Source organism: Pseudomonas sp. MWU16-30322 (genome assembly GCF_020515535.1).
GTDB classification, from domain to species: domain Bacteria; phylum Pseudomonadota; class Gammaproteobacteria; order Pseudomonadales; family Pseudomonadaceae; genus Aquipseudomonas; species Aquipseudomonas fluorescens_H.
The window spans coordinates 198,114-223,610 of sequence record NZ_JAIWYL010000004.1; the positions used below are offsets into that span (position 1 = coordinate 198,114).

The window sequence follows — 25,497 nt, forward strand, 5'->3', positions numbered from 1 at the left end:
GCCGGAAAACGGCATGAACAGCCACAATGATTTACCCGCGGCATCGGTCCTGCATTTCGGGCCATACGCCTTTCATCTGCGCCAACGGTTGATCCTCGAAGGGGATCGACAGTTGCGCATGGGCGGGCGCGCCCTCGATATTTTGCAGGTGCTGGTCGAGCACGCTGGTCGAGTGGTGCGCAAGGAGCAGTTGATCGCCTGGGTGTGGCCGGACAGTGTGGTCGAAGAGATCAACCTGCGGGTGCACATCGCTGCGTTGCGCCGGGCACTGGGCGATGGTGAGAACGGCCAGCGTTATATCGTCAACGTGCCGCAATGTGGTTACAGCTTTATCGCCCCGGTGTACGGCGACAGTGTCGCGCAAGTGGTATTCGAAACCCTGCAGGCGCCGCAACATAACCTGCCCGCACGCTTGACCCCGGTCATCGGCCGCGATTCGCTGGTCGGCAGCCTGGTGCGACAAATGCCGCTATGCCGGCTGATGACGTTGACGGGCCCGGCGGGCATCGGCAAATCCACGGTGGCGCTGCGGGTGGCCGAGTTGCTGTTGCAGCATTATCGCGACGGTGTCTGGTACATCGACCTGTCCATTGCCGATGATGCGCCGTCGTTGCTCGACTGTCTGCTGCACACTCTGGATACCTCGTTCGATACGTTAGCGTCGCGGCATGCCTTGCTGATCCTGGATAACGGCGAGCGGCGTCGCGAATCATGCCGGGCGCTGGTGGAACGATTGCTGTTGGCGGCGCCGCGGCTGGCGCTACTGGTCACCAGTCGCGAACCGCTGCAAGCCCATCTCGAGACCCTGCAAGCGATTGCGCCATTGACCTTCCCCAAGGCGTCTGCGCCGGCCAGTGTCGACGAGCTCATGGGCTATTCGGCGGTGCAATTGCTGGTCAGCCGTGCGCGTGCCCGTCAGCACGATTTCCGCCTGCGCGAGCAGGATCTGCACACCGTGTGCGCGATCTGTCGGCGCCTGGACGGTTTGCCGCTGGCGATCGAGCTGGCGGCTGCGCAAATCGATGCGCTGGCGCTGGTGGGGCTGCTAGCGCAACTGGACAACGGTCTGCGCCTGCTCAGTCATGGCCGACGTACCGCGATGCCCCGGCATCAATCCATGAGCGCCGCGCTGGACTGGAGTTATCAGGATCTGCGTCCCTGTGAACGACGGGTATTGCAGCGCCTGTCGGTGTTCAACATGGCCTTCACCGCGGACGCTGCGCTGCGGGTCATTGACGGTGCGCATCTGCGGGCGGTGATTGAACGCCTGGCCGCCAAGTCATGGCTGACGATGGAGCGCGGTGGAGATTCGACGCGGTATCGGATGCTCAACACCCTTCGCTGTTATGTCCGCGAACAGCTGGAAACCAGCGCTGAACGGATGGAAAACCTGCAGCGTCATGTCCTGTACAGCGGACGAAATCGATCAAGCGCGGGCGGACAACTGGCCACGCAACGCGTCGAGCAGTAAGCGCACTTTGCGCAGGTCCGGGGTGGCATAGCCTTCGGTGAAGCGCTGGTAGATCGGGGTCAGCAGATCCAGTGCCTCGCGATGGCGTGATTGACGCTGCCACAGTTGTGCCAATGAGGTGGCGCCGCGTAGCTCCCAGGCCAATGCGCCCTGGGAGCGGGCGATGGCGAGAGCGTTTTGCAGGAGGTGTTCTGCCTGCTCGCTGAGGCGTCCCTGCGGACAACCCGCCTCATCCGCCAATAACCGCTCAGCCTCGGCCCGCAACACTTCTGCGGTGCTCCAGCCTGCCGCACCGCTGTGCGCCCGCTCCAGCAACGCATCATCGATATGGCGAGCATCGAGCGTGACCATCAGCTCCTTGATCAGCCCGTTATCCGCCGGAGCGTCGGGCTGGGCCAGATGGTTATCGATCACCTGCGCATAGTGCCGGCCCCAGCGATAGAACAGCAGCACCGAGTGCTTCTGCGCCTGCTCCAACAGCAGTTGCAACAGCGCGCGAGCGTTCTTGTCGTCGCCGTTGTAATGCGCGATCAGACAGCTGGCCAGCGCCAGGGTGTAGCAGATCGAAGTGCCGTGATTGATCTGCACCGCGATGTCCAGCGCTTGCCGAGCGGTGCGCCAAGCCTGTTCGGGAAACCCCTGCAGCCACAGCACCCGGGCAAGAATGGTCAGCGAAGCCACGCTCTGGTCGTACTGCACGCCGAAACCGTGGGTGAAGCGGTTGCGATAGCCACTGTGGGCCATGCGCTGGATCACTTGCTCGGCACTGACCCGCGCTTGCGGCTGGTCGCCGGCGAAGTGCAGGGCGAGGACGCGCAAGCGGTGAATGCTCAACGACAGCAGTGGCTCGTCGTGGCCGCCGAGACGATCGAACTGTTCGCTTTGCAGCAATGCCGCCTGGTAATGCCCGCAACTGAGATTGACCGCCAGGTGCCCGGAGATGGCACGCAATTGTCCGGCGACATCGTTTTGCTGTTGCGCCAATGCGTTGGCTTGAGTGAAGGCGTCGACAGTCTCCGGCGAACCGCCCCAGGTGTGGTAGCAGGCGCTGCCGAGTGCCAGTTGCAGGGCAATCTCCAGACGTGGGCAGGGTTGCTCGGCACCGCCGAGCAAGGTCAGTGCCTGGCGCACATGGTCGCCATATTCCTTGAGCAACGACAGCTCCTGCCACAACGCGGCCGACGTCGCCGTCAAACGGATGCCGAGATGGCGCGAGCCGTTGCCGTGCAAACTCCAGTCGAGGGCGGCGCGCAGGTCTTCCAGGCTTCGGGCATAGCGCTCGATCCATTGCGTGCTCGGAGTGCTTTCCCATTCGGTTTGCGCCTGCTCCATCAATGCCAGACAGCGTTCGGCGTGGCGTTCGCGCAGGGTTTCGTGCTCGCCGCTGTATTCGAGTTTTTCCAGGGCGTAATGGCGGGTCGTGTCGAGCAGGCGATAAAACACTTCTTCATCGCCAACATACACATTCAGCAGCGATTTACCCACCAGCTGCGTGACCGACGCGAGTACCTGCGTCGGATCGATGTGCTGACCGACGATCACCGCCGCGGCGGATGCCAGGCTGAAGCTGCCGCGAAAGACCCCGAGGCGGCGCAGGCAAGTCTGCTCGCAGAGGCTGAGCAGGTTGAAGCTCCAGTCCAGCGTGGCGTGCAACGTCTGGTGCCGAGCATGGCGCGGGTGGTTGCCCGCCGCCAGCGGGTGCAGATGGCCCTGCCATTGCTCCAGCAAGCCGCTCAGGCCCAGGCTCTCGACCTGCGCTGCCGCGAGCTCCAGGGCCAGGGGAATACCGTCCAGGCGCCGACAGATTTCCATGGCCAGCGGTACGTCGGCGTCGCTCAGTTCAAAGTGTTCATGGGCGCCCATGGCCCGTTCGACGAACAGTTGCAGGGCAGCAAAACCCATCGCCTGCTGGCGATCAAGAACGGCCATCGCTGGCGGGCAATCGAGGGATTCCAGACGCTGCACGAACTCGCCTTCAGCGCGCAGGCTTTCACGGCTGGTGGCCAGAATGTGCACCTGCGGCGCGCCGCTCAGGAGGCTCTCGACGAGCAGCGCCACGGCATCGATCAGGTGCTCGCAATTGTCGATCACCAGCAGCATCTGCCGCTCGCGCAAATCGTTGATCACACCCGCCAGCGGCTCGCCGTCGTGCACTGGCAGATCAAGCAGGGTTGCCAGTTGCGAGGCGATCAGCGTCGGGTCGTTGAGCGGGGCCAGATCCAGCAGCCGGATACCGTCGCGATAGCGTCCGAGCAACTGCTCGGCGACGCGCAGGGCGACGGTGGTCTTGCCGATCCCGCCGGGGCCGACCAGGGTGATGCAACGCTGTCGCGGCAGTTGCTGCATCAGATTGTCCACCAGCGGCTGGCGGCCGATCATCCGGGTATGGCGCAACGGCAAATTATGGCGTCCGGGTGCTGCCTCCAGCAGCCGTTGTCCGCTGACTTGCACCGTCAGCGGGGCAACGAAACTGTAGCCACGCTGGGCCACGGTGACGATGTAGCGCTGGCCGGCCTGACCATCGCCCAGCGCCTTGCGCAGGGCGGCCATGTGTACTCGCAGATTGATGTCTTCGACGACACTGTCCGGCCACACGCCAGCGAGCAGTTGCTGCTTGCTCACCACTTCACCGGCATGCGCCAGCAGCATCAGCAGAATGTCCATGGCGCGCCGACCCAGGCGCAGCGGCTGGTCACCTTCCATGACCAGCCGCTGCCCGGTGTAGATCCGATAGGGGCCGAAGCCGATGGCCTGATTCGGGGAAAGACTCAACAGCACACTCCTGCGGTGATGCGGCGATCCTGGCAAATGAACGCTGCGTGAGGACGCAGATCGTCGGGTGCAAGGTATCGCAGCATATTCCTCAGGTTTGGCCATCAGTGCAACGCCGGGCTCCTGCGCAACGCTCAAAAGGTCATGGGCCGGGTCCGGGTGTCCTGGTTTTCACGCATGACCTGACAGCGCCAGGCGAACGGATTGATCCCTTCGCTGCGAGTAAACATGTGACAGAAATGTGCCTGATCGCAGAAGCCGCATTCCAGGCTGATCTGCGTCAGGCTCAGGCCCGTGTGGCGGATCAGCAGCTTGGCGCGGGCGATGCGCTGTTCGCGGATCCAGTCCTGGGGTGCCTGGCCGGTGCTGGCCTTGAACGCCCGGGAGAAATGGCTGCGCGACAGCGAGCAGGCGCGTGCCAGCTCGGCCACTTCCAGGCTTTCTCCGAGGCGTTCGAGGATCAGTTGTTTGACCTGTCGCTCCCGTTGCGGGCTGAGGCCGCCGATGAGCGGCTTGCGGGGTTCGCTGGCAGGGGCGAGGGCGACTGATTGCTGTAATTGAGCCATGGCCAAAGTCCGTGTCGTGGGGGCAATAACAACGCTGCGCAGAGGCCTGCATTGTTAAGACGGGAGAGGCAGGCTGACGAGTTAATCGTTGTTAATTCGCAGGCCTGACCCGGATGCAAACCGCCGTTGATCGGGTAAAGTGCTCAGCACTTGCGACTGGTCATAGAAGGAATTGCCGCCCATGAACCGTAACGATCTGCGTCGCGTCGACATGAACCTGCTGGTGATTTTCGAAGCGCTGATGTTCGAAAAGAACCTGACCCGCGTCGCTGAAAAACTGTTCATGGGCCAGCCGGCAGTGAGCGCGGCGCTGGGACGTTTGCGCGACCTGTTCGATGATCCGTTGCTGCTGCGCAACGGCCGCAGCATGGAGCCGACCGCCCGCGCGCTGGCGATTCTGCAGGAACTGCAACCGGCGATGGACGTGATCTCCGGCGCGGTCAGCCGGGCCAAGGAGTTCGACCCGGCGAGCAGTTGCGACGTGTTCCGCATCGGCCTGTCGGACGACGCCGAATTCGGTCTGTTTCCGCCGCTGCTGCGACAGCTTCAGCAAGAAGCACCGGGGATTGTCGTGGTGGTGCGACGCGCCAACTATCTGTTGATGCCGGCGCTGCTGGCGTCCGGGGAAATCTCGGTCGGGGTCAGCTACACCACTGATCTGCCGGCCAACGCCAAGCGCAAGAAGCTGCGCGATATTCCCTGCAAGGTTTTGCGCGGCGACGACCGTCCCGGGCCGCTGACACTGGACGAATACTGCGAGCGCCCGCACGCGATGGTGTCGTTCTCCGGCGACCTGAGCGGCAATATCGACCTGGATCTGGCCAAGCTCGGCCGGCGGCGGCGCGTGGTGCTCGGTGTGCCGCAGTTCAGCGGTTTGCGCGCGTTGCTCGCCGGCACCGAAATGATAGCCACCGTGCCTGACTATGCCGCGTGTGCGCTGGTCGAAGGCTGCAACCTGCGCGCCGAAGATCCACCGTTCCCGATCGATGCCGCGCAGCTATCGATGGCCTGGAGCGGGGTGCACGACAACGACCCGGCCGAGCGCTGGCTGCGCTCGCGGATCAGCCAGTTCATGGCGGCGCCGCTGGATATACCGGCGGCCTGATGCCGTTCGTTGGTAACTGGCACTCACCTGTAAGTTCTGGCGATCCGGTGCGCGACCGTTCGTCGTGATATCAGCGCACCTGTCAGATCTGACAGGTGCGCCAACACCCGTTTAGCGGTTTGCTGTCACCTGCCCCCAATAATGCACAGGTGCACGGCTTATGAACCTCCCCGATTCTGATGACAACGGCGTACTTCAGGTATCTGCGCCCTTCGTAGTCGACGCCACCATTCCTGTCAATGGCGCATCAATAGGCGTCTCGTTGCGCATCTATGACGATGTGGTCGATGGTCTCGGGACGACCGTGACAGTCGATCCACCGTTGAGCGGAACGGTTGACCCAGGAGATGTCATGCGATTGAGGCTGGAGGGCGAGACGGCAATTCTCGACAGTCACATCTTCGGTGACGTCGACGCTAAAGTGTTCATGCGTATCCCCAAGGGCCGGCTGCCATTCGCCAGTGTTTTCGGGCTTTACTGCGAGGTCATACGAGGCAGTCAGAATGTCGGTACTTCGGCGACTGTAACAGGGCTGTACAACAAGATTCGTCCGGGCCACGAGGCCGCCAAGCCCACCAACGGAGTGCATTCGGAACTGAAGCTGCACTTGCCCGAAGCCATTTTGAAAGGCGTCGCTGCCGACTTCGTCAGCGCTCAGGTTTGTGTCAGTTACCCGTATTGCCGGGCCTACGACGTAATCACCCTGCGGTGCAACGGCGAAAAGCGGGACTTCACGGTCAGCGCGACCGAAGCACCGCCTCCGCCCAATCCGGGCTCGGCGGTGCCCATCACCGTATGTTTCAACGTTCCTCGGGCTTATCTGGACAGTGCGAAGCGGCCGGATCAGACCCTTGAGTTTGACTGCACCGTCACCGACCAATTGGGTAACACTGTTGATCCAGATGCCATCTGGTCGGCTTCGCAGGTCGTTGAAGAGAATCTGGACGGCACCCGATTCTCGCCGTTGATCTTTCGTGAAGTGCAGAGCGATACCGGAGACATCCCGGAAACCATCGATCTGGAAAAACTCGCGCACAAACCGCTGTTGATGATCGTGCTCACCGCCGGCGGACGCTTTCAGGCGGGTGACACGATTAACGCGACCTACATTTCGAGGATTGCAGGACAGCCGGATGTGCAAGTACCTGCAAGTGGTGTGGTCGAGGCCGATGAATTCGGCCAGACCCGGCCATGCGTCCTGCAAGTGCCCAATGACAAGGTAATCAGCGCCAGTTTGGTGACGGCAAAGTACGAAGTGCGGCGCGGCGCTGTACCGGTCGGAGTATCGATGCCCGCCTCGGCGCAGGTCATCGGCGAACGCCTGCCGGACCTGCAACCGCCACGGTTTCAACGGTCGGTCAACGGTGTCTACGACCCTGATGATCCGGCGAATGTTGCAGGTGCGAATCTGCAGGTCGAACTCTTGGGCTTTCTGCCGGGAGACAGGGTCCAGCCGTTCTTTGAGCAGCCGTCCGGACCCGGTGTACCGTCATTCGAGAACAAGCCCCTGAACGCCAACAGCCGTGCCAATTATCCGGTGGAAAAGCAGTTCATCGAAAGTCACCGGGGTGAAACGTTCACGCTGTTCTATCATTTGTACCGCAATGGCCGAACCTATAAGTCGTCGCCCTTGTCCGTGTTGATCAGAGAAGCTGCGACCCGGGTCGCGCCGCTGGTCATCGGTTCGCGCGGCACCACCACCCGCTACTGGTCGAACAGAGGCAGCTCGCGTTTGCTGACAGCGCTCGATCCTGCCAGCCTCAGACCCATGTCAACCGTGTGGCGGTACGACGGCGACAGTCAGCAATTTCACGGCTCCAGTTTCGATGACACGCAGCCCCGGCGTCTGCTTCGCGTGGGCAGCGATGGGTTTGAGGTGGTGTTACAGCGCGCCAACCTGTTCGGCAATGGCTGGGGTGATCCCGCCAGGCCGGGTGAGGTGAATGCGGTATTTGTTGCCCTGCGTGATGACGGGAGTCTGGAAGCCTGGGGGCTGGATCGCTATGGCGGTACCTTGCCGTCGGAAATTAGCGAGCTTCATGATGTCCGCGAGGTCTTCGGCGGTGCGCGAGCCATGGCCTTGTTGCGCGCCAACAACACCGTCAAGGCATGGGGCGATATTGCTTACGGCGGAGTGCTGTCCGCCGAGGTGGCGGGCTTGAACGATGCGAAGAGCATCACGGGGGGGGGTATGGCTTTGCGGTCTTGCGCAGCAACGGTCAAGTGGCCGCCTGGGGCGACCCCCGGTTTGGCGGATCGGTCCCCCCCGCTATCGCGCAGATGGTTGGCATCGTCAGCATCAGCGCAACGGTTTCAGCTTTCGTGGCGTTGCTTGCCAACGGGCAGATCGTGGCGTGGGGCGATGCCCGATTTGGCGGCAGCTTGCCCGTCGAGATCGCGGACCTGCGCGACGTCATCGCAGTCACCTGCAATCACAATGCGTGCGTGGCCTTGAGAGCCAATGGCGCCGTCGTCGGCTGGGGCGAAGATGTGTCGGGCGGCACGGTGCCGCCCGAGATTGCCCGACTCAGGAACATCGTCCTGGTGATCAGCTCCGGATCGGCGTTTGCCGCACTGCTTGCGGATCGCCGTGTCGTCGCCTGGGGCAATCCAGAGGCAGGGGGGGTAGTGCCTGGGCGAATTGCCGCCTATACAAACGTCATCGAAATCATTGGTGGCGGCTACGGCTTTGCGGTACGCCTGGATAACTATCAAATCGATACGTGGGGCGATCCGGCCCAGGGCGGGACTGTTCCCCCTGCGGTGGGCCGGCGCACCGATGTCATGCAGATCGCCAGCACCAATGGTGCCTATGCGGTGCTCTATGCGGACGGCACGGTCGAAGCGTTTGGCAACCCGGTGTGGGGGGGCGATATCAGGTCCGTCGCCGGTCAACTGACAGGGGTCAGATTGATTGTCGGTAACGCCCAGGCGTTTGCTTTCCTGACGTTCGATCGCCGTTTGATCACCGCAGGCTTGCCGGGGGGCGGGGGCAACAGCGACGCGGTTCAGGATCCTCTGTTTCAGCAGTTGTCCTACCAGCTCAATTGATGCTGTGCGCACTCCCGCCGTAGGAGCTGCCGCAGCACATACGTTCAATTTTTCTCCGCCCGCGACGAGCATGATTCACCCCGATAAGAAAGAAAGGGTGAGGTCATGAACGCTTCTCGAAAGGATGAACGGGCGCGCGACGCCGGTTTGCTGTTTCTGCGGGTCAGCGGCGGATTGTTTCTGCTGTGGGTGCACGGCTTGCCCAAGCTGTTGAACTTCAACGCGCAATTGCAGCAGATCGAAGACCCTTTCCACCTTGGCGCGCACCTCACCCTCAGCCTGGCGATTTTCGCCGAAGTGCTCTGCCCGCTACTGATCGTCGCCGGAGTGCTGGCGCGATTGGCTTGCTTGCCTATTCTTTTTGTTCTGCTGGTGGCGCTGCTGGTCGTGCATCCGCAATGGAGTGTGGCCGAGGGGCAATTCGGCTGGTTGCTGTTGATCCTGTTCGCCACTGTGTTTATCGCCGGGCCGGGACGCCTGGCGCTCAATGTTCGTCTGCCCGGAGTGCTGCGTTATGCCTGAAGCCCTGAGTCCAAAAGCACCGGGGGTCGGTGAAACCGTGACCCTGATCGTCAAGCATCGGGTCAAGGCCGGGTTTGAACAGCCTTACGAGGCGTGGTTGCGCAACATCGTCAGGGTCGCCGGGCAGCGCGACGGTCACCTCGGGGTTGACGTGGTGCGCGGCAAGCTCAAAGGCCTCGACACGTATACCTGCGTGCTGCGTTTTTGCTCCACCGAGGCCATGCAGCTGTGGCTGGAGTCGCCGCAGCGGCAGGCGCTGGTGGATGAAGCAGCGCCGATGCTCGCCGATGGCGACCAGACCGAAGTCGCGCCGGTCAACGAATTCTGGTTCGCGCCGCTGGCCGATGCCGCGAAGCCGCCGCCGCGCTGGAAGCAAGCGGTGATCACCCTGCTGGTGATTCTGCCGCACACGCTGCTGGTGCCGCTGATCTGGGGGCCGCTGCTCAAGCTGCATCCGCTGCTTTCCAACTACGTGGTCGCCACGTTCCTGATCACCCTGACCATCGTCCTGTCGGTGGTGTACGTGTTCATGCCCCGCGTGACCCGGTTGTTCGCGCCGTGGCTGGAAGCCGGTCAGGCCCATGCTCACGTCGAGCCCGCGAAACAGCCGTCACGCTGAACCCCATTCATCTACTCGAAAGGAACTGCGATGAACGCCGATCTGATTCTGTTCAATGGCCAATTTCATACCGTAGACCGCAGCAAACCGCTGGCCAGTGCGGTGGCGATCAAGGACGGACGCTTTGTCGTCGTCGGTAACGACACCCAGGCCATGGCCCTGCGTGGTTCGGCCACGCAAGTGATTGACCTGCACGGTCGCTGCGTGATCCCCGGTCTCAACGACTCGCACCTGCACCTGATCCGTGGCGGCCTGAACTACAACCTCGAACTGCGTTGGGAAGGCGTGCCGTCGCTGGCCGATGCGCTGCGCATGCTCAAGGAGCAGGCCGACCGTACGCCGACTCCGCAATGGGTACGCGTGGTGGGTGGCTGGAACGAATTCCAGTTCGCCGAAAAACGCATGCCGACCCTCGAAGAACTCAACCAGGCGGCACCGGACACCCCGGTGTTCGTTCTGCACCTGTACGACCGCGCGCTGCTCAACCGCGCCGCGCTGCGCGTCGCCGGGTACACCCGCGACACGCCGAACCCGCCGGGCGGCGAGATCGTGCGTGATGCCAACGGCAACCCGACCGGCATGCTGGTGGCAAAACCCAACGCGATGATTCTGTACTCGACGCTGGCCAAGGGGCCGAAGCTGCCGCTGGAATACCAGGTCAACTCGACCCGGCAGTTCATGCGCGAACTCAATCGCCTCGGCCTGACCAGCGCGATCGATGCCGGCGGTGGTTTCCAGAATTATCCGGATGACTATCAGGTGATCGAGCAACTGGCCAAGGACGACCAGTTGACCGTGCGCATCGCCTACAACCTGTTCACCCAGAAACCGAAAGAAGAGCTCAGCGATTTCCAGAACTGGACTGGCAGCGTCAAGTTGCACCAAGGCGACGATTACCTGCGGCACAACGGTGCCGGCGAGATGCTGGTGTTCTCCGCCGCCGACTTCGAAGACTTCCTCGAACCGCGCCCGGACCTGCCGCAGACCATGGAACAGGAGCTGGAACCGGTTGTGCGCCATCTGGTCGAGCAGCGCTGGCCGTTCCGCTTGCACGCCACTTACAACGAATCGATCAGCCGCATGCTCGACGTGTTCGAGAAGGTCAATCGCGACATTCCATTCAATGGTCTGCCGTGGTTCTTCGACCACGCCGAAACCATTACCCCGCAGAACATCGAGCGGGTGAGGGCGCTGGGCGGCGGCATCGCGATTCAGGATCGCATGGCGTTCCAGGGTGAATACTTCGTCGACCGCTACGGCGCGAAAGCCGCCGAAGCCACGCCGCCGATCAAACGCATGCTTGCCGAGGGCGTGCCAGTGGGCGCCGGCACCGATGCCACGCGGGTGTCCAGCTACAACCCGTGGACCTCGCTGTACTGGATGGTCAGCGGCCGCACCGTCGGTGGTCTGGCCTTGTACGAAGAAGGTCTGCCACGCACCACCGCACTGGAACTGTTCACCCACGGCAGCGCCTGGTTTTCCTCCGAGCAGGGCAACAAGGGCCAGATCAAGGTCGGGCAACTGGCGGATCTGGCGGCGCTGAGCGCGGACTTTTTCCATGTCGAGGAAGAAGCAATCAAGTGGATCGAGTCGGTGCTGACCGTGGTCGGCGGCAAGATCGTCTACGCCGCCGGCGATTTCGAAGACCTCGGCCCCCGCTCGATCCCCGTGCTGCCGGACTGGTCGCCGGTGGTCAAGGTGCCGGGCCACTGGCGGCCGAACTCGCCGTTGCAGGCGCAAGTGCACCAGTGCGTCGGTGCCTGCGCAGTGCACTCGCACAGCCATGAAAAAGCGCGTCTGTCGAACGCACCGGTCAGCGACTTCGCCGGTTTCTGGGGCGCGTTCGGCTGTTCCTGTTTCGCTTTCTGATCCCTACAAAAAAGCGCCGGCCAACCGGCACGGCGCTTCTTGCAACATCCACCCAAGGAGTTTCCCATGAGCGTTCCCTACAAGCGTCTGAACAAAGATGATGCGGTCGTGCTGCTGGTCGATCACCAGACCGGTCTGATCTCGCTGGTGCAGGACTTCACCCCCAACGAGTTCAAGAACAACGTGCTGGCACTGGGCGACATCGCCAAGTTCTTCAAGCTGCCGACCATCCTCACCACCAGTTTTGACGCCGGTCCGAACGGCCCGATCGTGCCTGAGCTGCGCGAGCAGTTCCCGGACGCGCCGTTCATTCAGCGTCCAGGCCAGATCAATGCCTGGGACAACGAAGACTTCGTCAAAGCGATCAAGGCCACCGGTCGCAAGCAGCTGATCATCGCCGGTGTGGTGACCGACGTGTGCGTGGCGTTCCCGACCTTGTCGGCCATCGCCGAAGGTTATGAAGTGTTCGTGGTCACCGATTCTTCCGGCACCTTCAACACCACCGTGCAACAAGCGGCGTGGGCGCGGATGTCCGCTGCCGGTGCGCAACTGTTGAACTGGTTTTCAGTGGCGTGCGAGCTGCAAGGCGATTGGCGTAACGACATGGAAGGCCTGGCGCATCTGCTGTCCGAGCGCCTGCCGAACTACCGCAACCTGATCAACAGCTACACCAAGTTCACTGCCAAGTAATTGCTTGAACTGAAAGTGCCCGCTTGATTGCGGGCATTTTCATGTGCAGTAAAAAGAGGCGCAATCCACCACCTCCTGTGGCGAGGGAGCTTGCTCCCGCTGGGCTGCGCAGCAGTCCCCCGAAATCTTGTGAGCGCTGCGCACTCAAGCGGGAGCAAGCGCCCTCGCCACAAGGTTTGGCGTTCAACTGTCTGATAGGGCTAGCGCTTTTGCAGCCAACCCAAAAAACCACCCTTGCGTACCGCCGCCGGTTTCGCCATCAGCGCCAGCCGACTGCTCTGCTGTCGCACGGCCTGCAATTTGTTCAGCGCCTGGCCGACTTCGCTGCGCTGCTCCATGCATTGGCGCGCCAGGGTTTTGTCGAGGCGGTAGATGATGCTCGAGGTCAGCGTGGTGAACGTGGCTTGCGACGGCGTATCGGCGAGGATGCTCTGTTCGCCCATGACCTCGCTCGGCCCCATGCGCCCGGCCTCGGTCTGGCCGTTGCCATCGGGCACGGTCGCACTGACCACGCCGGTGGCGATGACAAACAGACTGTCGGGCACTTCATTCAGATCCAGCACCACCTGACCGGCCGCGTACTGCTGCGCGACCATCGATTCGGCGAGGCGATCACGTTCTTCATGGCTCAGCGAGCGAAAGACTTTCACTTCATCGAGCAACGCGCGGGCGCGGGTCGAGGGTTCGATCACGCCATCTGGATGCCGGGAAATCCCTGCGGCTTCGAGATGCCGGTGGGCGAGGTCGAACAGTTGATTGCGCACTTCGCCTTTGTTGCTCAGTTCACTGATGAAACCGCTGGCGACATACTCCGACATCTCCTCACCGGCCTCTTTCAACACGGCTTTGGGCGGCGGATTGAGCAGCAGGCTGCTGCTGCCCTGCAGGGTGCGGTCGAGGGCGTCGAGCACCCGTCGTGGGCGAATGTGATTCGGCACCTTGAGGCTGATCGAGACGCCGTGCAGGTTGCTCGGACGACTGAGATTGACGATCTTCGCCTTGGCCGCCACCGAGTTCGGCACTACCGCCAGCGTGCCGGTGCTGGTCAGCAGGTGTGTGGCGCGCCAGTCGATGTCGAGCACCTTGCCCTCGACACCGTCGATCACCACGAAGTCGTCGACCTGATACGGTTTGGTGGTGTTGAGCACGATCCCCGAAAACACGTCGCTCAAGGTGCTTTGCAGCGCCAGACCGACGACGATCGCCACCACCCCGGAGGTCGCCAGCAAACCTTTGACCGGCAGCTCCAGCACGTAACCGGCGGCCGCCACGATCGCCGCCAGAAACACCAGCGCGCCGATCACGTCCTGCAACAGCCGACCGCTGTGCCCGATGCGCCGCATCAGCGCCAGACCGATCACTTCGGTCAATACACGCGCGGCGTACAGCCACCAGACAATTCCCAGCGCCGTCGCGCCCAGTTGCATCACCGGGTCATCGGCGAACAACGGCGCCTGCAACGGGCTGATCTCGGCGTTGATGATCAGTGCGCTGAAACCAAGGAACAGCGCCAGGCGAATACCGACTCTCGGTGCGCGATGCTGGAACAGGGCGAGGTGCCAGAGCAATGCGTCGAGCAGCAGCAGGGCGGCGCTCCAGGACAGTGGGTGGGTGAGGAGGATGGACATGATGTGCTCCACGATGATGAGCGCTGTTGTGGCGAGGGAGCTTGCTCCCGCTTGAGTGCGCAGCGCTCACACAATTTTGGGGCCGCTGCGCAGCCCAGCGGGAGCAAGCTCCCTCGCCACGGAATTTGGTCAGGCAAAAAACTCGCCACACCGTCAGGTGTGGCGAGGGAGGGGCCTCAGTTCAGATGCGTCTTCAACTCCGCCGCCGCCTGCCGCACGGCCGCTTTCACTTCCGGAATCTGACTCAGCGGATTGAGCAAACCAAAGTCATGAATCATCCCGTTGTAACGCACCGAGGTCACTGCCACGCCGGCCGCATCCAGATGCCGTGCGTAGTCTTCGCCCTCATCCCGCAACACGTCGAATTCGGCGGTCTGCACCAGCGCGGCGGGCAGGCCCTTGAGCTGGTCGCTGCTGGCGTTCAGCGGCGAGGCGTGGATCTGCGCACGCTCGGCCGGGTTGGTGGTGTAGTTGTCCCAGAACCATTGCATCATGCCCTTGGTGAGGAAGTGGCCCTCGGCAAACTGCTGGTACGAGCCGTCGTCGAACTGCGCGTTGGTCACCGGCCACATCAGCAGTTGGAAGCGCAGGGCCGGGGTTTGCTGTTCCTTGGCCATCAGCGCCACGACCGCCGCCATGTTGCCGCCAACGCTGTTGCCAGCCACCGCCAGACGCTTGCCGTCGACGCCAATGTCCTTGCCATGCTCAGCCACCCATTGGGTCGCCGCGTAGGCCTGGTTGATCGCTGTCGGGTACTGCGCTTCCGGCGACGGCGTGTAATCGACGTACACCGCGACCGCTCCAGAACCGACCACCAGATCGCGAATCAAGCGTTGGTGCGTCGGGTAATCGCCCAACACCCAACCGCCGCCGTGGAAGAACATGAACACCGGCAACTCGCCTTTGACCTTGGCTGGACGCACCACTTTGAGGTGGATCGTCTGGCCATCGACGGTGATCGCCTTGTCGCTGACTTCAACCCCGGACAGGTCGACTTTCACCGACGCCTGAGCGCCAGTCAGCACCGCACGGGCATCTTTCGGGCTCAGATGTTCCAGCGGTTTGCCACCGCCGGCGGCGAGGGCTTCGAGGAAGGCCTGGGTGGTGTGTTCGACACCCGGGCTGCCAGCGGCAAAAGCATTGCCGACGGAGAGGGCGAGAAGGGATGCGGTCAGGGTCTTTTTGATGTTCATGCTCAATTCCTTTTTCGAAAATTATTGGTGTTGTGTCGGGCTGTTTTCAAACCGTGAGCACAGATTAATGAGCTGTCGAAAAGTGAAAAAGCGGCTATAAAGCGTTTGACTGTCTACCAGAGAGTGACAATGAACCCGTTCGAAGACATGCGTATTTTTTGCCAGGTCATGGACTCCGGCAGCTTCACCGCCGCGGCCGATCAGTTGGGCCTGTCCAAGCAGTTCGTCAGCCGCCGTTTGATGCAGCTCGAAGAGCGCCTCGGTGTGCGCTTGTTGAACCGTTCCACCCGGCGTCTCGACGTCACGCCACTGGGCCAGAGCTACTACGAATCGGCGCTGCGCCTGCTGGGCGAAGTGGAACAGGTCGAGCAGGGCATCGCCGGGCAGACCGCCGAGCCGCGCGGTACGATTCGCGTCAGTGCACCGCTGTCATTTGCCGTGGCGCATCTGGGATGCCTGCTGCCGCTGTTCCTGCAGCGCTATCGCGAGGTCACCGTGGAGGTGGATTTGAGCGATCGCCCGGTGGACCTGCTCGGCGAAGGTTATGACCTGGCGCTGCGCATCGGTGTGCTGGAAGACTCGACGCTGATCGCGCGGCGCATCGCCGCCATCGAACGGGTGTACTGCGCCAGTCCCGCGTATCTGGCCGAACGCGGCACACCGCTCAATCCCGAAGACCTGCACAGCCACGACTGCCTGCCGTACGGCCACGGTCGTTCGGTGCAGTGGCGCTTCAATGCGGGGCAGGGCAAGCCGCTGCTGGTCAACGTCACCGGGCGCATGCGGGTGAACAATGGCGAGTTGCTGCGCGATGCGGCGGTGCAGGGGATGGGGATTACCTATCTGCCGACGTTCATCGTTGGCGCGGCGCTGAAGGATGGGCGACTGGTGCCGGTCCTCGACGATTACCGCACTGAACCGCTGACCTTGTCGGCGGTGTATCCGCAACATCGCCAGGCTTCGCGCCCGGTGCAGGCGCTGGTCGAATTTTTGCGTGAACGCCTCAACCAGATGTAAGCGCTCCGAACTGTAGGAGTGAGCCTGCTCGCGATAGCGGTGGTTCAGGCGATGAAGATGTTGGCTGTACCGACGCCATCGCTAGCAGGCTAGCTCCCACAGTGGATCGGCGGTGTGGCTTACAAAGTCGCCACAACCGTACTGAGCGGGTCGTTCTACACTCGGCACCGCTCAATCACGAGCAGTACCGGAGTGCGCCATGGAAGTGCCCAACAATAAAACCGCCATCGACAGCAATCCCACAGGCGTGGAACGATTCGGCTCGTCATCACCGTGAGTCGGCCGAATGGCAAGCGCTGTTGAACGACGTGTCCCAGGCTGATTTCTCTTGCCTCGACGATACCTTGCGCGGCTTGCTGGAGCAGGTCGGCGTCGACGGTAAAGAGGTGATTCAACTCGGTTGCAACAACGGCCGCGAAAGCCTGTCGCTGTTTGCCCTCGGCGCGCGCAGTGTGGTCGGCGTCGATCAATCGGAGGCGTTTCTCGAACAGGCCCGCGAGTTGAATCAGCGTTCGCCGTACAACGCCGAATTCATCGAAAGCGATATCCATCACCTGCCGGCTGCGCTGCACAGCCGCTTCGACGTGGCGCTGATCACCATCGGCGTGCTGAACTGGATGCCCGACATCGGCGAGTTCTTCCGCCATGTCGCGCTGACTCTCAAACCGGGCGGCAAACTGGTGATCTACGAAACCCATCCGTTTCTGGAAATGGTCGATCCTGAAGGCGAAGACCCGTACCGCCTCGCCAGCTCCTACTTCCGCGCCGAGCCATTCGTGCAGGAAGAACCGATCGTCTACGTGGGCAAGGTCGAGCAGCAGGCCGCCAAGTCCTATTGGTTTGTGCACACCCTCGGCGCGATCTTCAGCGGTGCCATCGCGGCCGGGCTGAACATCGCGCACTTCAAGGAGTATGCGCACTCGAACCGCGAAGAGGTGTATGACCAGTACCTGAATCGCGAGGCGCAGATGCCGTTGTGCTTCACCTTGGTCGCCAGCAAGACCTGAGAGTTCGTTGCCCCGTCTGGCCCCATCGCGAGCAGGCTCACTCCTACAGTTGATCGGTGTCGTACACGAGATCCCTGTGGGAGCGAGCCTGCTCGCGAACGCGGCCTCACTGCCGCCGCAGATTCCAAGGTCGGCTCACGCCTGCGCCGGCGCACTCACCACCGGCCGTTCCGGTTTGCGCAGTGGTTCCAGGCGTGAGCCGTCATAGCGGGTTTCGCGGTAGAAGCGCCAGCGGCCGAACAGGCCGTAGACGTGGGTGATGCGCCCCTGTTCGTGGTAGCCCATGCGGAGGTGCAGTTTCATCGCCGGGATGTTGCGGGTTTCGCAGGTGTCCACGACGGTGTGGCAGCCCTGGGCGGCCATGGCTTCCCAGAGGGCGACTTGTACGTCCACCGACAGGCTGGTGCCGAAATACGGCCGGGCCATTTCGCCGCCGAATTCGAAGAACTCACCGGGTTTGACCGGGAACCAGCAGCCGTAATAATGGCGGTCGTGGTAGTCGCGAATACTGCCCCAGATGAATGCCACTGCATGACCGTCGGCATCGAGGTACATGTGTCCGGTGTGGCCCTCGGCGGCGAGTTCGGCCATGGTTTCGACGCGGTCGCCGAAGTGCTTGGCGAAGGCCCCGGTGTTGTGCGGTGTGATATCGACTTTGCGCAAGCCTTCGTACGGGCGCAGCTTGTGTGGCGGTACCGGGGAGACCAGATCGCGCTCCATCCACAGCAGCTCCCAGTGAAAGAACACGTAGCGCTTCCACAGGGTGGCGAAGAGTCGGCCGAGGCCCTTTTGACGAATGCGTTCGCGCAGTTTTTCGATAACACTCATGTTGCCCTCCGTGGCCGAGGCCCGGTGTAGTGGATGTTGCTTTTGTGGGTATAGATCACACCTGCAATGCCGTTTCGAAGCGCCATCTTCGAAAGTATTGCAAGTTATGTAGGTCGATCGAGTGCCGCGGCACCGCGTAGAAAGTCCTTGTTCAGATCGGCATAGGAAACCCGTGGAACGCCCGGCAGCCGCTGCTCTAGCACGCGGCTCAGGGATTCTCCGGGGTTGAGATAGGCATCACCGAAATCGCTCCCGAGCTGATTCGGGTGGGCAACGATTTCCAGCACGCCGTCGGTCGGCGCGGGGTCGTTGCGCAGATCCACCGGGGTACACACGTAGTCCGCCGTGGCCCCGGCCAGAGTCTGCAAGCGCCAGTTGAGCAAACCTTTGAACAGGCGTTTCGGCAGACTGAGGTTCTGCCCCAGGTTGCGTGCCAGGCGAACCGGCACGCCTTGCCGGGCGGCAAACCGGGCGACGATTTCGCCGATCGGCCAGATGTTGTGCACGTGCTGATGCGAGTCGATGTGGCTCGGCCGCACGCCATGTTCGACACAGCGCTGCCACTGCGCATGCAACTCCTCACGCACCGCATCGCGATCTTCGCGACTCAGCCACAGACTGTGGCGCGGCAGGCTCAGATCGAACACGCCGTGGCCATCGCAGAAGGTACGACTGCGCAGGATCGAAGTGCTTAACGGCCGGCCGTAAGTCAGGTTGAAGTGCAACCCGACCCGACCTTGCAGCGTCGGATGCCGGGCCATCGCGCAGGCTGCTTCGAACGCCGGCATGTTGGCCATGGCTGTGGCCGAGCTGATGACCCCGGCCTGAAACGCCGCGAAGATCGTCGCGTTTTCGTTCGGGCTCAACCCGAAATCGTCAGCGTTGACTATGACTTGGCGAGGCATGATCGCCCTCCGTGGTGATGACGACAGGTGGGGTGGGCAATGCCGGTTTGGCTGCACGCCGCGCTCGCCATTGCTGCACCGTCGGTTTCAATCGATGCCAGAGCCGCAACCCCAGCCCCAGCAACATCCCGCTGGGGCGCCAGGAATAGAAACTCCAGCGCCAGTGTTCCAGTTGTCCGGTCATGCGTTCGTGCAGTTGGTGGCTGGAATTTTCCAGACTGACCCGCGAGGCATCGATCCAGCGCCAATGCTCGTCCAGCCCCCAGCGAATCCACTCCTCCAGCAGCACACGGCCGCTGCCCAGATCGGCGTATTGTGGCAGGAACGCGAGGTTGTAATCGTAGAGTCGGTCCTGTTCGAGCAGCCCGAGGCGATAGCTGATGCAACGTCCGTTGAGTTCCAGCGTCACCACTCGCACCAGGCCCTGGCCGGCGAGGGCGGTGAAGGCGCGTTCGATCCATTGCCGACTGCGTTCGCTGGCGAAAATCCCCACGCCTTCGTCGCCTTTCCAGCTCACCGCTTCGACTTCGCTGATCGCCTGCAACAGCGGACCCATGCTCAGCGCGTCGGGAGTGATGCGCCGCACCTGGGCGCCACACGCGGCAATCCGTTTGCGCGCCCGCCGCAGCTTGTAGCGCGGGTCGCCGGAGACTTCCTGATGATCGGCGTCGCTGATCAGATGCACCGGCACCCGGCAACTGAGACGGCGTTCGCCTGTAGAACTGTGGGCCATCCATTCGGTGAGCACGCTTTCTTCACCCGCAGGCTCGGACAATTCGTTGAGTTGCAGCAGCGCGTGCGGCAGCTGTCGGTGGATCAGGCGCAAGGCTTCGCGCATGTCCTCGCCCTTGAGCAATGACAACAGCGCCAGCCGGTCCGCCAGCGGATGCCCCAAGTGATGCAGAACGCGGAACGGCACCCCGGCGAAACGCTCGCGGCCCGCGACCAGCGGCAGGCACAGACGCAATTCTTCCGCTTCCCAACCGAGCAGGATGTGCAGGCGCTCACTCTCGTCGAGTGCCTGCTCGGCCGCGCACAACCAGTCCAGGTGGTTGAACGGCGTGTGGTCCGTCACTTGCAGGCGCAGCGCTTCATAGGCTGCTGCCGGGAAGTCGGCGGCGCACAGCGAAGTGCGCCATTCGAATCGCGCCGGCATAGGCTCAGACCGCCGTTGCTGTGACAGGTGGACGGGACGGTTTGCGCAGCGCATCCAGGCGCGAACCGCTGTAGCGGGTTTCGCGGTAGAAGCGCCAGCGACCGAACAGGGTGTAGACATTCATGATCCGGCCTTGCTCGGTGTACCCCATGCGCAGGTGCAGTTTCAGCGCCGGGATGTTGTGGAACTCGCAGACGTCCACCACCTTGTCGCAGCCCTGGGCCGCCATGGCTTTCCACAGTTCCAGTTGCAGGTCCACCGACAGTTCGGTGCCCCAGTAGGAGCGGGTCAGCTCGCCGCCGAATTCGAAGAACTCGCCGGGTTTCACCGGGAACAGGCAGCCGTAGTAATGCCGGTCGAAGTAGTCCCGCGCGCTGCCCCAGATGAACGCCACGGCATCGCCCTGATCGTCCAGATGCATGTGCCCGGTATGCCCTTCGTTGGCCAGCTCGGCCATGGTCCCGACGCGGTCGCCGAAGTAGCGGGCGAAGGCGCTGGCGTTGTCGGCGGTGATTTTTACCACTCGCAGTGGCGGATACGGTTTGAGGCTGTGCGGTGGCACCGGACTGACCAGATCGCGTTCCATCCACAGCAGTTCCTGATGGAAAAACACGTAGTGCTTCCACGCCTTGCCGAGGGTGGCGCGCAGGCCTTTTTGTTTGATGTGTTCGCTGAGTTTGCTGACGGTACCCATGTTCTGTACTCCGGCGTTATCGCAGGGCGAACGACTGTGGCGAGGGAGCTTGCTCCCGCTCGGCTGCGCAGCAGTCGCCAATGGGGTCGCAAGTATTGGGGCCGCTTCGCAGCCCAGCGGGAGCAAGCTCCCTCGCCACACATTTGTTTGCGCCATGCATTGTCTGAAATTGGGATTCATGACGCGCTCCAGCTCAACGCGAACAGGGTTTCCCCTGGCAAGTCGAAGCTGACGCGTCCGGCGCGACAGGCAAACGGCGCGTCGCGGCTGCGGTTGTCTGCGCCGAAGTAACGCAACGCACCGTTGTTCAGCGGGCACTTGGCGCCGCTCAGGTCGACACGCTGCAAACGCGTGCCCTTGTTCACACCGAGCAGGCCACGCTGGTCGTCGCCGGCCATCGCCAGCACATCGACTTCAAAGCCATCGTTCTCCAGCCACAGCACCTTGTGCAGCCAGTGTTGCGCGATGAATTGCTGGGCCAGCCCGACCGGTTTCAGCTCGAAACGCTCAGCGCCCAAGACCTGGATCATGCCCTTGGGGTACTGCGGTTCATCGGCGGCCTGAAACCAGTTGAGCATCGTCAGCAAACCGTCCTGCGAGGCATTGATCACCACCGAGGCCCACCACAGCGAGGCGTAATGGGTCTCCTGATCGTAAGGGCTGAGGCTGGAGCCGCTGGACAGATTGGTCTGATCCAGCAGCAAGGCCTTGCGCGGCTGGCCATGGGCGTCGAGGCCGACCAGTTCGGCGGCGCGGCGCACGCTGTCGCGGTAGACCCGGGTGGCGAGCAGGTCGCGGATCATCCATTCGTGCCACGCCAGCGCGTCGATCTGCTCGGCGGATTCACCGAGCAAGCGCCGCGCCCAGTCGATGCCGCGTTTGTCTGCCGCGTTGTCGGCGAACGGCCCGTTGACCAGCCGTGAACTGGCCGGCATGGCGATGCGCACGCCGGCCTTGGCATTCGCCGGATCGCTGCGCACCTGTCTGGCCATGCTGGTGAAAATCGCCCGGTATTGCTCGAAGCTCGAATAGTTGAGGTTCGGCTCGTCGGCAAAACCGATGTAGTGCGTGCCTTTGCCGCCCAAGGCGCGGGTGCTGGCCAGCCACGCATCGAGCCCGCCATTGCTTTGCACATCGGCGCGCAGATCGGCCTGACGCTGGCTGCCGGCGAGCAGGGTGATGTCCTGACGGATGCCGAAGCGCTCCTGATAAGCCAGACGAAACGCGTCCTCGAAGTGCGGATTCTTCGCCGTGACATCGACAAAACTGTAGTAACTGGCGGCGGTCGGTTTCAGCGCATCCAGCGCGGCATGGCTGGCGGCGGGCGGCATCACGTAGGGCAGGGCGATGCCCAGATCCGGGGTGCGCCCGAGGATTTTGTCGTGCAGAGTCAGGTGGATCTGACCGGTCTCTTCGCGCACAGGCTTGAGTTGTTGCGGACTCTGGGCAAACCGATTGGCCGTGCCGTCGAGCCAGAACGCCGCTTTGCCGCTGCCTTGCAGGCGCAGGCGCCAGACCTGTTCACGCGCGCTGACCGGCAGCGCCAGTTGATCGAACTGCCAATAGGCGCGATAGGGTTTGAGCGCCAGCGTCAGTGGCCGGTCATCGCCAACCCTTTGTACCTGCAGCGCGTTGACCCCGCCATGAAACTTGCCGGCGAGCACCGCGTGTTCCCCCGGCGCGACCTTGAAATATAACTCGTCGCCGTTCTGCGTCTGCGCGCTGAAATGCACTTTGGCCGGCTCGAACAGCGCGACGGTGCGGTCGTCGTGCTCGACCCGGTAATTGCGGAAGCTGTAGCCGGGAATTTCCAGGCGATAGCTGGCGGCACCCGGCAGCAACGCCCAGCTCTGGGTGCCACGGGTTTCGCTGGCCTTGATCAAGCGTTCGTCCTGCAATTTGCCCTGGCCGTCGAGCAGGTACAGATGCTCTTCGTTGGCATCGGCCTGCCACGCCGGGGTCCAGCGCACGGTCACGGTGTCCGGGCGATCGGTTTGCAGGTACAGGCTGCCGTCGCGGATCTCGCCCCAGCGCATCGACGCGGCAAAGGCGTCCAGCGACAGGCCGAGACCGAGCAGCAGGACCAGGCCTTTCATGCGGCCTTCCGTTGCAGCATTTGCCACATCGGCGTGATGTCGCTGGGCAGGATGATCAGGGTTTGCCAGAACGCCACGCCGCTCAAACGGCAGTACAGCACCAGCATCGCCACGGTGACGGCCAGATAGGCAATGGACGAAGCCGCCGCCGCGCCGACGATCCCGTAGGCCGGAATCAACACGAGGTTCAGCGCCAGATTGAGCAGGGCACCGAGGCCCATCAGCAGCGATACCGAGCCGGGGCGGTTTTTCCCCAGCAGATCCAGACGCAGGATGCTCGCGTAGCACAAGCCGAGCAGCCCCGGCAGCAACGCCAGCAGCGCCGGATACGCCGGTTGGTAGGCGATGCCGAACAGGGTGACGATCAGCCAGTTGCCGATCACTGCCATGCTCAGGCACGCAGCTAGCATCACTGTCGCGGTCAGACGCAAGGCCAGCGGGGTGACCTTGTCCATGCCTTCGTCCTGTTGCAGCAGGCGCTTCATCAGCGGCGTGGTCACCGCTTCCGGGACGATCAGCAGCAGTTCGGCGGCGGCGCTGGCCATCGCGTAATGACCCAGCGCGGTGCTGCCGAGCAGGGCGCCGATGAACAGGTAGTCCGAGCGCAGAATAACTTGCTGGAACAGCAGATCCGGATGGCTGCGCGCGCTGTAGCGCAGCAGTTCGTTCTGGCTGGCGCGATCCCATTGCAACTGCAGCGGTTGCGCGCGTTTGAGCCAGACCCAACCGGCCAGCACCACCAGGCTGATCCCGGCCAGCCAACTGATCAGCGCGGCTTCCAGCGCTGCGCTTTTCCACATCCAGAACAGCGCGAGAAACAGCAGCAACGGCGCCAGCGATTCGGTCAGGCGCAAGGCGTTGAACGCGACCACGCCGCCGGAGGCGTTGTGCAGGGTCAGCAGGCCGCTTTTCAGCACGGTCAGCGGCACCGCCAGCAGCAACAGCCAGGCCAGCAGACCGAGCTGCACAGTCACATCCAGCTCACTGCCGAACTCACGCACCAGCGCCACCACCAGCAAGGTCAGCAGACCGGCGAGCAAGCAACCGAACACCAGCACCTGACTCAGCAGCAGGCCCATCGGCCGTTGCTTGGCGGCCTGATAGCCGACGGCTGAATTCAACCCGCCACTGGTGGCGGCGCTGATCAGGTCGGGCAAGGTGCTGAGCAGCGCAAACAGCCCCCGTTCACTCGGCCCGAGGATCCGCGCCAGCAACACGTTACGCAGCAGACGCAGGGCGATCATCGCCAGTTTGGTGCCCATGCTCAGTGCCAGATGCCTGAGATAGTGGCTGCGGCTCATGGCCGGTTGCCACGAAAGATGCGCCACGACAGCAGCTCAGGATTACGCGCGGTGCGCTGGCTGACACCGAAACGCGGCAGGTTCAGCGGATCGCCTTCGCCGCGATAGATGCCGGTGCCGGTGCCGAGGGCGAACCGGTAGTCGTGCGCGGCAATCTGCTTGCGCACGCGTTCGTCGTTGTTGCCGTTGGGGTAGCAGTACACCGGCAGCGGCCGGTTGCAGCCGTTGTTCAAGGCTTCACGGCTGCGGCTGATTTCTTCGCTCAGGTGCACATCGTCCAGTTCGGTGAGGATTTTATGGCTGGCGCCGTGCGGGCCGAAGCGCACCAGTCCCGAGGCCTCCAGCGCGCGTACCTGATGCCAGTCCAGCGCTTGCGGCAACGATTCCGGCGGACATTCGTCAGTCAGGCGTTCGAGCATTTGCGGTTCGAGGCTCTTCAGGCTTTGCAGGTAATGCAGCAGCGACAGGCTGCGGCGATCGACGTCAATGTCGTCGACCAGCACCGGCACCGGGTGATGAATCGCGTGCAGGCATTCGATCAAGTGCAGGCGGGTCTTTTCGCCATGGCTGCCCCACAGGGTTTCGCCGAGGCTTTCCCACCAGAAGCGCTGACGGCTGCCGATGAAATCGGTGGAGAGGAAAATACTCGCCGGCACCTGGTGCTTCTGCAGCAGCGGGAAGGCGTTGACTGCGTTGTCGCGCCAGCCGTCGTCGAAGGTCAGCGCCACCCGTGGGCGCTCGTCGCGCGCTGAGCCGGGCGTCAGGATATCCATCAGCGGCACGCAATCGAAATGCCGACGCAGCCACACCAGCAGGTGGTCGAACGCCTTGGGGCCGACGCACAGTTCATTGCGGTGCGGCAGGTCGGCAGCGCGGTCGTTGTCCAGCACCCGGTGCAACATCAGGATCACCCCGGCACCGTGCAACTGGTTTCGTCCTACGGGCGAATTGAGGTAAAGCCAGCCGCTGGTACGTTTTATCAATTGTTTGATCGCCATGGCTTCGGT

At 62.8% G+C, this 25,497-nt stretch carries 20 protein-coding genes and 1 pseudogene; 10 read left to right on the forward strand and 11 right to left on the reverse strand.

The window, feature by feature from the left end; all coding sequences use genetic code 11:
* Window positions 1-13: 13 nt before the first annotated feature.
* Window positions 14-1,471 carry a winged helix-turn-helix domain-containing protein gene (locus tag LCH64_RS09520; RefSeq protein ID WP_226500062.1) on the forward strand — a complete coding sequence of 486 codons (1,458 nt, stop codon included), beginning with the start codon at window positions 14-16 and terminating at the stop codon, window positions 1,469-1,471.
* Here LCH64_RS09520 and LCH64_RS09525 read toward each other — a convergent pair.
* Together LCH64_RS09525 and LCH64_RS09530 are read right to left on the reverse strand one after the other, a co-directional pair.
* On the reverse strand, window positions 1,427-4,243 hold the full coding sequence (locus LCH64_RS09525) for a winged helix-turn-helix domain-containing protein (protein ID WP_226500063.1): 2,817 nt from the start codon (window positions 4,241-4,243) through the stop codon (window positions 1,427-1,429). The genes LCH64_RS09520 and LCH64_RS09525 overlap by 45 nt on opposite strands.
* Before the next feature lie 134 nt (window positions 4,244-4,377).
* A complete protein-coding gene (locus tag LCH64_RS09530) occupies window positions 4,378-4,809 on the reverse strand; it encodes an AraC family transcriptional regulator (protein WP_103520180.1) in 432 nt (143 codons plus the stop codon).
* Between the two features lie 181 nt (window positions 4,810-4,990).
* Between LCH64_RS09530 and LCH64_RS09535 the strand changes: the two genes are divergently transcribed.
* The 7 genes from LCH64_RS09535 (at window position 4,991) to ycaC (ending at window position 12,665) form a co-directional block, all read left to right on the forward strand.
* On the forward strand, window positions 4,991-5,914 hold the full coding sequence (locus LCH64_RS09535; RefSeq protein WP_226500064.1) for a LysR family transcriptional regulator: 924 nt from the start codon (window positions 4,991-4,993) through the stop codon (window positions 5,912-5,914).
* Window positions 5,915-6,074: 160 nt separating this feature from the next.
* A complete protein-coding gene (locus tag LCH64_RS09540; protein WP_226500065.1) occupies window positions 6,075-8,369 on the forward strand; it encodes a hypothetical protein in 2,295 nt (764 codons plus the stop codon).
* The gene (locus LCH64_RS09545; protein WP_226500066.1) at window positions 8,297-8,965 is read left to right on the forward strand and encodes a hypothetical protein; all 669 of its coding nucleotides are present in this window, start codon (window positions 8,297-8,299) and stop codon (window positions 8,963-8,965) included. The genes LCH64_RS09540 and LCH64_RS09545 overlap by 73 nt, the downstream gene beginning before the upstream one ends.
* A gap of 105 nt (window positions 8,966-9,070) precedes the next feature.
* Window positions 9,071-9,487, forward strand: coding sequence for a DoxX family protein (locus LCH64_RS09550; protein WP_226500067.1), 417 nt, complete (start codon window positions 9,071-9,073; stop codon window positions 9,485-9,487).
* Window positions 9,480-10,106 carry an antibiotic biosynthesis monooxygenase gene (locus LCH64_RS09555; protein WP_003226324.1) on the forward strand — a complete coding sequence of 209 codons (627 nt, stop codon included), beginning with the start codon at window positions 9,480-9,482 and terminating at the stop codon, window positions 10,104-10,106. The genes LCH64_RS09550 and LCH64_RS09555 overlap by 8 nt, the downstream gene beginning before the upstream one ends.
* Window positions 10,107-10,136: 30 nt before the next feature.
* Window positions 10,137-11,975 (forward strand): amidohydrolase, encoded by a 1,839-nt coding sequence (locus LCH64_RS09560; RefSeq protein ID WP_103520015.1) that lies wholly within the window; start codon window positions 10,137-10,139, stop codon window positions 11,973-11,975.
* A gap of 66 nt (window positions 11,976-12,041) precedes the next feature.
* Window positions 12,042-12,665 (forward strand): isochorismate family cysteine hydrolase YcaC, encoded by a 624-nt coding sequence (ycaC, locus tag LCH64_RS09565; RefSeq protein WP_103520016.1) that lies wholly within the window; start codon window positions 12,042-12,044, stop codon window positions 12,663-12,665.
* 200 nt (window positions 12,666-12,865) lie between these two features.
* Here the strand turns inward: ycaC and LCH64_RS09570 are convergent, their stop codons facing one another.
* Window positions 12,866-14,293: a mechanosensitive ion channel family protein gene (locus LCH64_RS09570; protein ID WP_226500068.1), complete on the reverse strand. Its 1,428-nt coding sequence runs from the start codon at window positions 14,291-14,293 to the stop codon at window positions 12,866-12,868.
* Window positions 14,294-14,469: 176 nt separating this feature from the next.
* Complete coding sequence (locus LCH64_RS09575) at window positions 14,470-15,486, reverse strand: alpha/beta hydrolase (protein WP_226500069.1); 1,017 nt, start codon at window positions 15,484-15,486, stop codon at window positions 14,470-14,472.
* Between the two features lie 129 nt (window positions 15,487-15,615).
* Between LCH64_RS09575 and LCH64_RS09580 the strand changes: the two genes are divergently transcribed.
* Together LCH64_RS09580 and LCH64_RS09585 are read left to right on the forward strand one after the other, a co-directional pair.
* Window positions 15,616-16,503, forward strand: a complete 888-nt coding sequence (locus LCH64_RS09580) for a LysR family transcriptional regulator (RefSeq protein WP_103483592.1) — start codon at window positions 15,616-15,618, stop codon at window positions 16,501-16,503.
* Window positions 16,504-16,702: 199 nt separating this feature from the next.
* Window positions 16,703-17,510 (forward strand): annotated as a pseudogene (locus LCH64_RS09585) (class I SAM-dependent methyltransferase).
* A 135-nt stretch (window positions 17,511-17,645) separates the two neighbouring features.
* Here LCH64_RS09585 and LCH64_RS09590 read toward each other — a convergent pair.
* From LCH64_RS09590 to LCH64_RS09620, 7 genes are all read right to left on the reverse strand, one after another.
* Window positions 17,646-18,338: an N-acetyltransferase gene (locus LCH64_RS09590; RefSeq protein ID WP_226500070.1), complete on the reverse strand. Its 693-nt coding sequence runs from the start codon at window positions 18,336-18,338 to the stop codon at window positions 17,646-17,648.
* 104 nt (window positions 18,339-18,442) lie between these two features.
* Window positions 18,443-19,243, reverse strand: coding sequence for a ChbG/HpnK family deacetylase (locus LCH64_RS09595; RefSeq protein WP_226500071.1), 801 nt, complete (start codon window positions 19,241-19,243; stop codon window positions 18,443-18,445).
* Window positions 19,215-20,399, reverse strand: a complete 1,185-nt coding sequence (locus LCH64_RS09600; RefSeq protein ID WP_226500072.1) for a GNAT family N-acetyltransferase — start codon at window positions 20,397-20,399, stop codon at window positions 19,215-19,217. The genes LCH64_RS09595 and LCH64_RS09600 overlap by 29 nt, the downstream gene beginning before the upstream one ends.
* A 4-nt stretch (window positions 20,400-20,403) precedes the next feature.
* Window positions 20,404-21,093 (reverse strand): N-acetyltransferase, encoded by a 690-nt coding sequence (locus LCH64_RS09605; protein ID WP_226500073.1) that lies wholly within the window; start codon window positions 21,091-21,093, stop codon window positions 20,404-20,406.
* Between the two features lie 176 nt (window positions 21,094-21,269).
* A complete protein-coding gene (locus LCH64_RS09610) occupies window positions 21,270-23,189 on the reverse strand; it encodes a hypothetical protein (protein ID WP_226500074.1) in 1,920 nt (639 codons plus the stop codon).
* Entirely contained in the window at window positions 23,186-24,490 is a 1,305-nt protein-coding gene (locus tag LCH64_RS09615) for an oligosaccharide flippase family protein (RefSeq protein WP_226500075.1), read from the reverse strand. The genes LCH64_RS09610 and LCH64_RS09615 overlap by 4 nt, the downstream gene beginning before the upstream one ends.
* Window positions 24,487-25,488 (reverse strand): polysaccharide deacetylase family protein, encoded by a 1,002-nt coding sequence (locus LCH64_RS09620; RefSeq protein ID WP_226500076.1) that lies wholly within the window; start codon window positions 25,486-25,488, stop codon window positions 24,487-24,489. The genes LCH64_RS09615 and LCH64_RS09620 overlap by 4 nt, the downstream gene beginning before the upstream one ends.
* Window positions 25,489-25,497 lie beyond the last annotated feature (9 nt).

What these genes read in the sequence shown, in the direction of transcription:
- LCH64_RS09520 (WP_226500062.1), top strand. Translation starts at nt 14, where the DNA reads ATGAACAGCCACAATGATTTACCCGCGGCATCGGTCCTGCATTTCGGG.
- LCH64_RS09550 (WP_226500067.1), top strand. Translation starts at nt 9,071, where the DNA reads ATGAACGCTTCTCGAAAGGATGAACGGGCGCGCGACGCCGGTTTGCTG.
- LCH64_RS09600 (WP_226500072.1), bottom strand. Translation starts at nt 20,399, where the DNA reads ATGCCGGCGCGATTCGAATGGCGCACTTCGCTGTGCGCCGCCGACTTC.
- LCH64_RS09615 (WP_226500075.1), bottom strand. Translation starts at nt 24,490, where the DNA reads ATGAGCCGCAGCCACTATCTCAGGCATCTGGCACTGAGCATGGGCACC.
- LCH64_RS09595 (WP_226500071.1), bottom strand. Translation starts at nt 19,243, where the DNA reads ATGCCTCGCCAAGTCATAGTCAACGCTGACGATTTCGGGTTGAGCCCG.
- LCH64_RS09580 (WP_103483592.1), top strand. Translation starts at nt 15,616, where the DNA reads ATGAACCCGTTCGAAGACATGCGTATTTTTTGCCAGGTCATGGACTCC.
- LCH64_RS09620 (WP_226500076.1), bottom strand. Translation starts at nt 25,488, where the DNA reads ATGGCGATCAAACAATTGATAAAACGTACCAGCGGCTGGCTTTACCTC.
- LCH64_RS09570 (WP_226500068.1), bottom strand. Translation starts at nt 14,293, where the DNA reads ATGTCCATCCTCCTCACCCACCCACTGTCCTGGAGCGCCGCCCTGCTG.
- LCH64_RS09530 (WP_103520180.1), bottom strand. Translation starts at nt 4,809, where the DNA reads ATGGCTCAATTACAGCAATCAGTCGCCCTCGCCCCTGCCAGCGAACCC.
- LCH64_RS09575 (WP_226500069.1), bottom strand. Translation starts at nt 15,486, where the DNA reads ATGAACATCAAAAAGACCCTGACCGCATCCCTTCTCGCCCTCTCCGTC.
- LCH64_RS09540 (WP_226500065.1), top strand. Translation starts at nt 6,075, where the DNA reads ATGAACCTCCCCGATTCTGATGACAACGGCGTACTTCAGGTATCTGCG.
- LCH64_RS09560 (WP_103520015.1), top strand. Translation starts at nt 10,137, where the DNA reads ATGAACGCCGATCTGATTCTGTTCAATGGCCAATTTCATACCGTAGAC.
- LCH64_RS09605 (WP_226500073.1), bottom strand. Translation starts at nt 21,093, where the DNA reads ATGGGTACCGTCAGCAAACTCAGCGAACACATCAAACAAAAAGGCCTG.
- LCH64_RS09590 (WP_226500070.1), bottom strand. Translation starts at nt 18,338, where the DNA reads ATGAGTGTTATCGAAAAACTGCGCGAACGCATTCGTCAAAAGGGCCTC.
- LCH64_RS09610 (WP_226500074.1), bottom strand. Translation starts at nt 23,189, where the DNA reads ATGAAAGGCCTGGTCCTGCTGCTCGGTCTCGGCCTGTCGCTGGACGCC.
- LCH64_RS09535 (WP_226500064.1), top strand. Translation starts at nt 4,991, where the DNA reads ATGAACCGTAACGATCTGCGTCGCGTCGACATGAACCTGCTGGTGATT.
- ycaC (WP_103520016.1), top strand. Translation starts at nt 12,042, where the DNA reads ATGAGCGTTCCCTACAAGCGTCTGAACAAAGATGATGCGGTCGTGCTG.
- LCH64_RS09555 (WP_003226324.1), top strand. Translation starts at nt 9,480, where the DNA reads ATGCCTGAAGCCCTGAGTCCAAAAGCACCGGGGGTCGGTGAAACCGTG.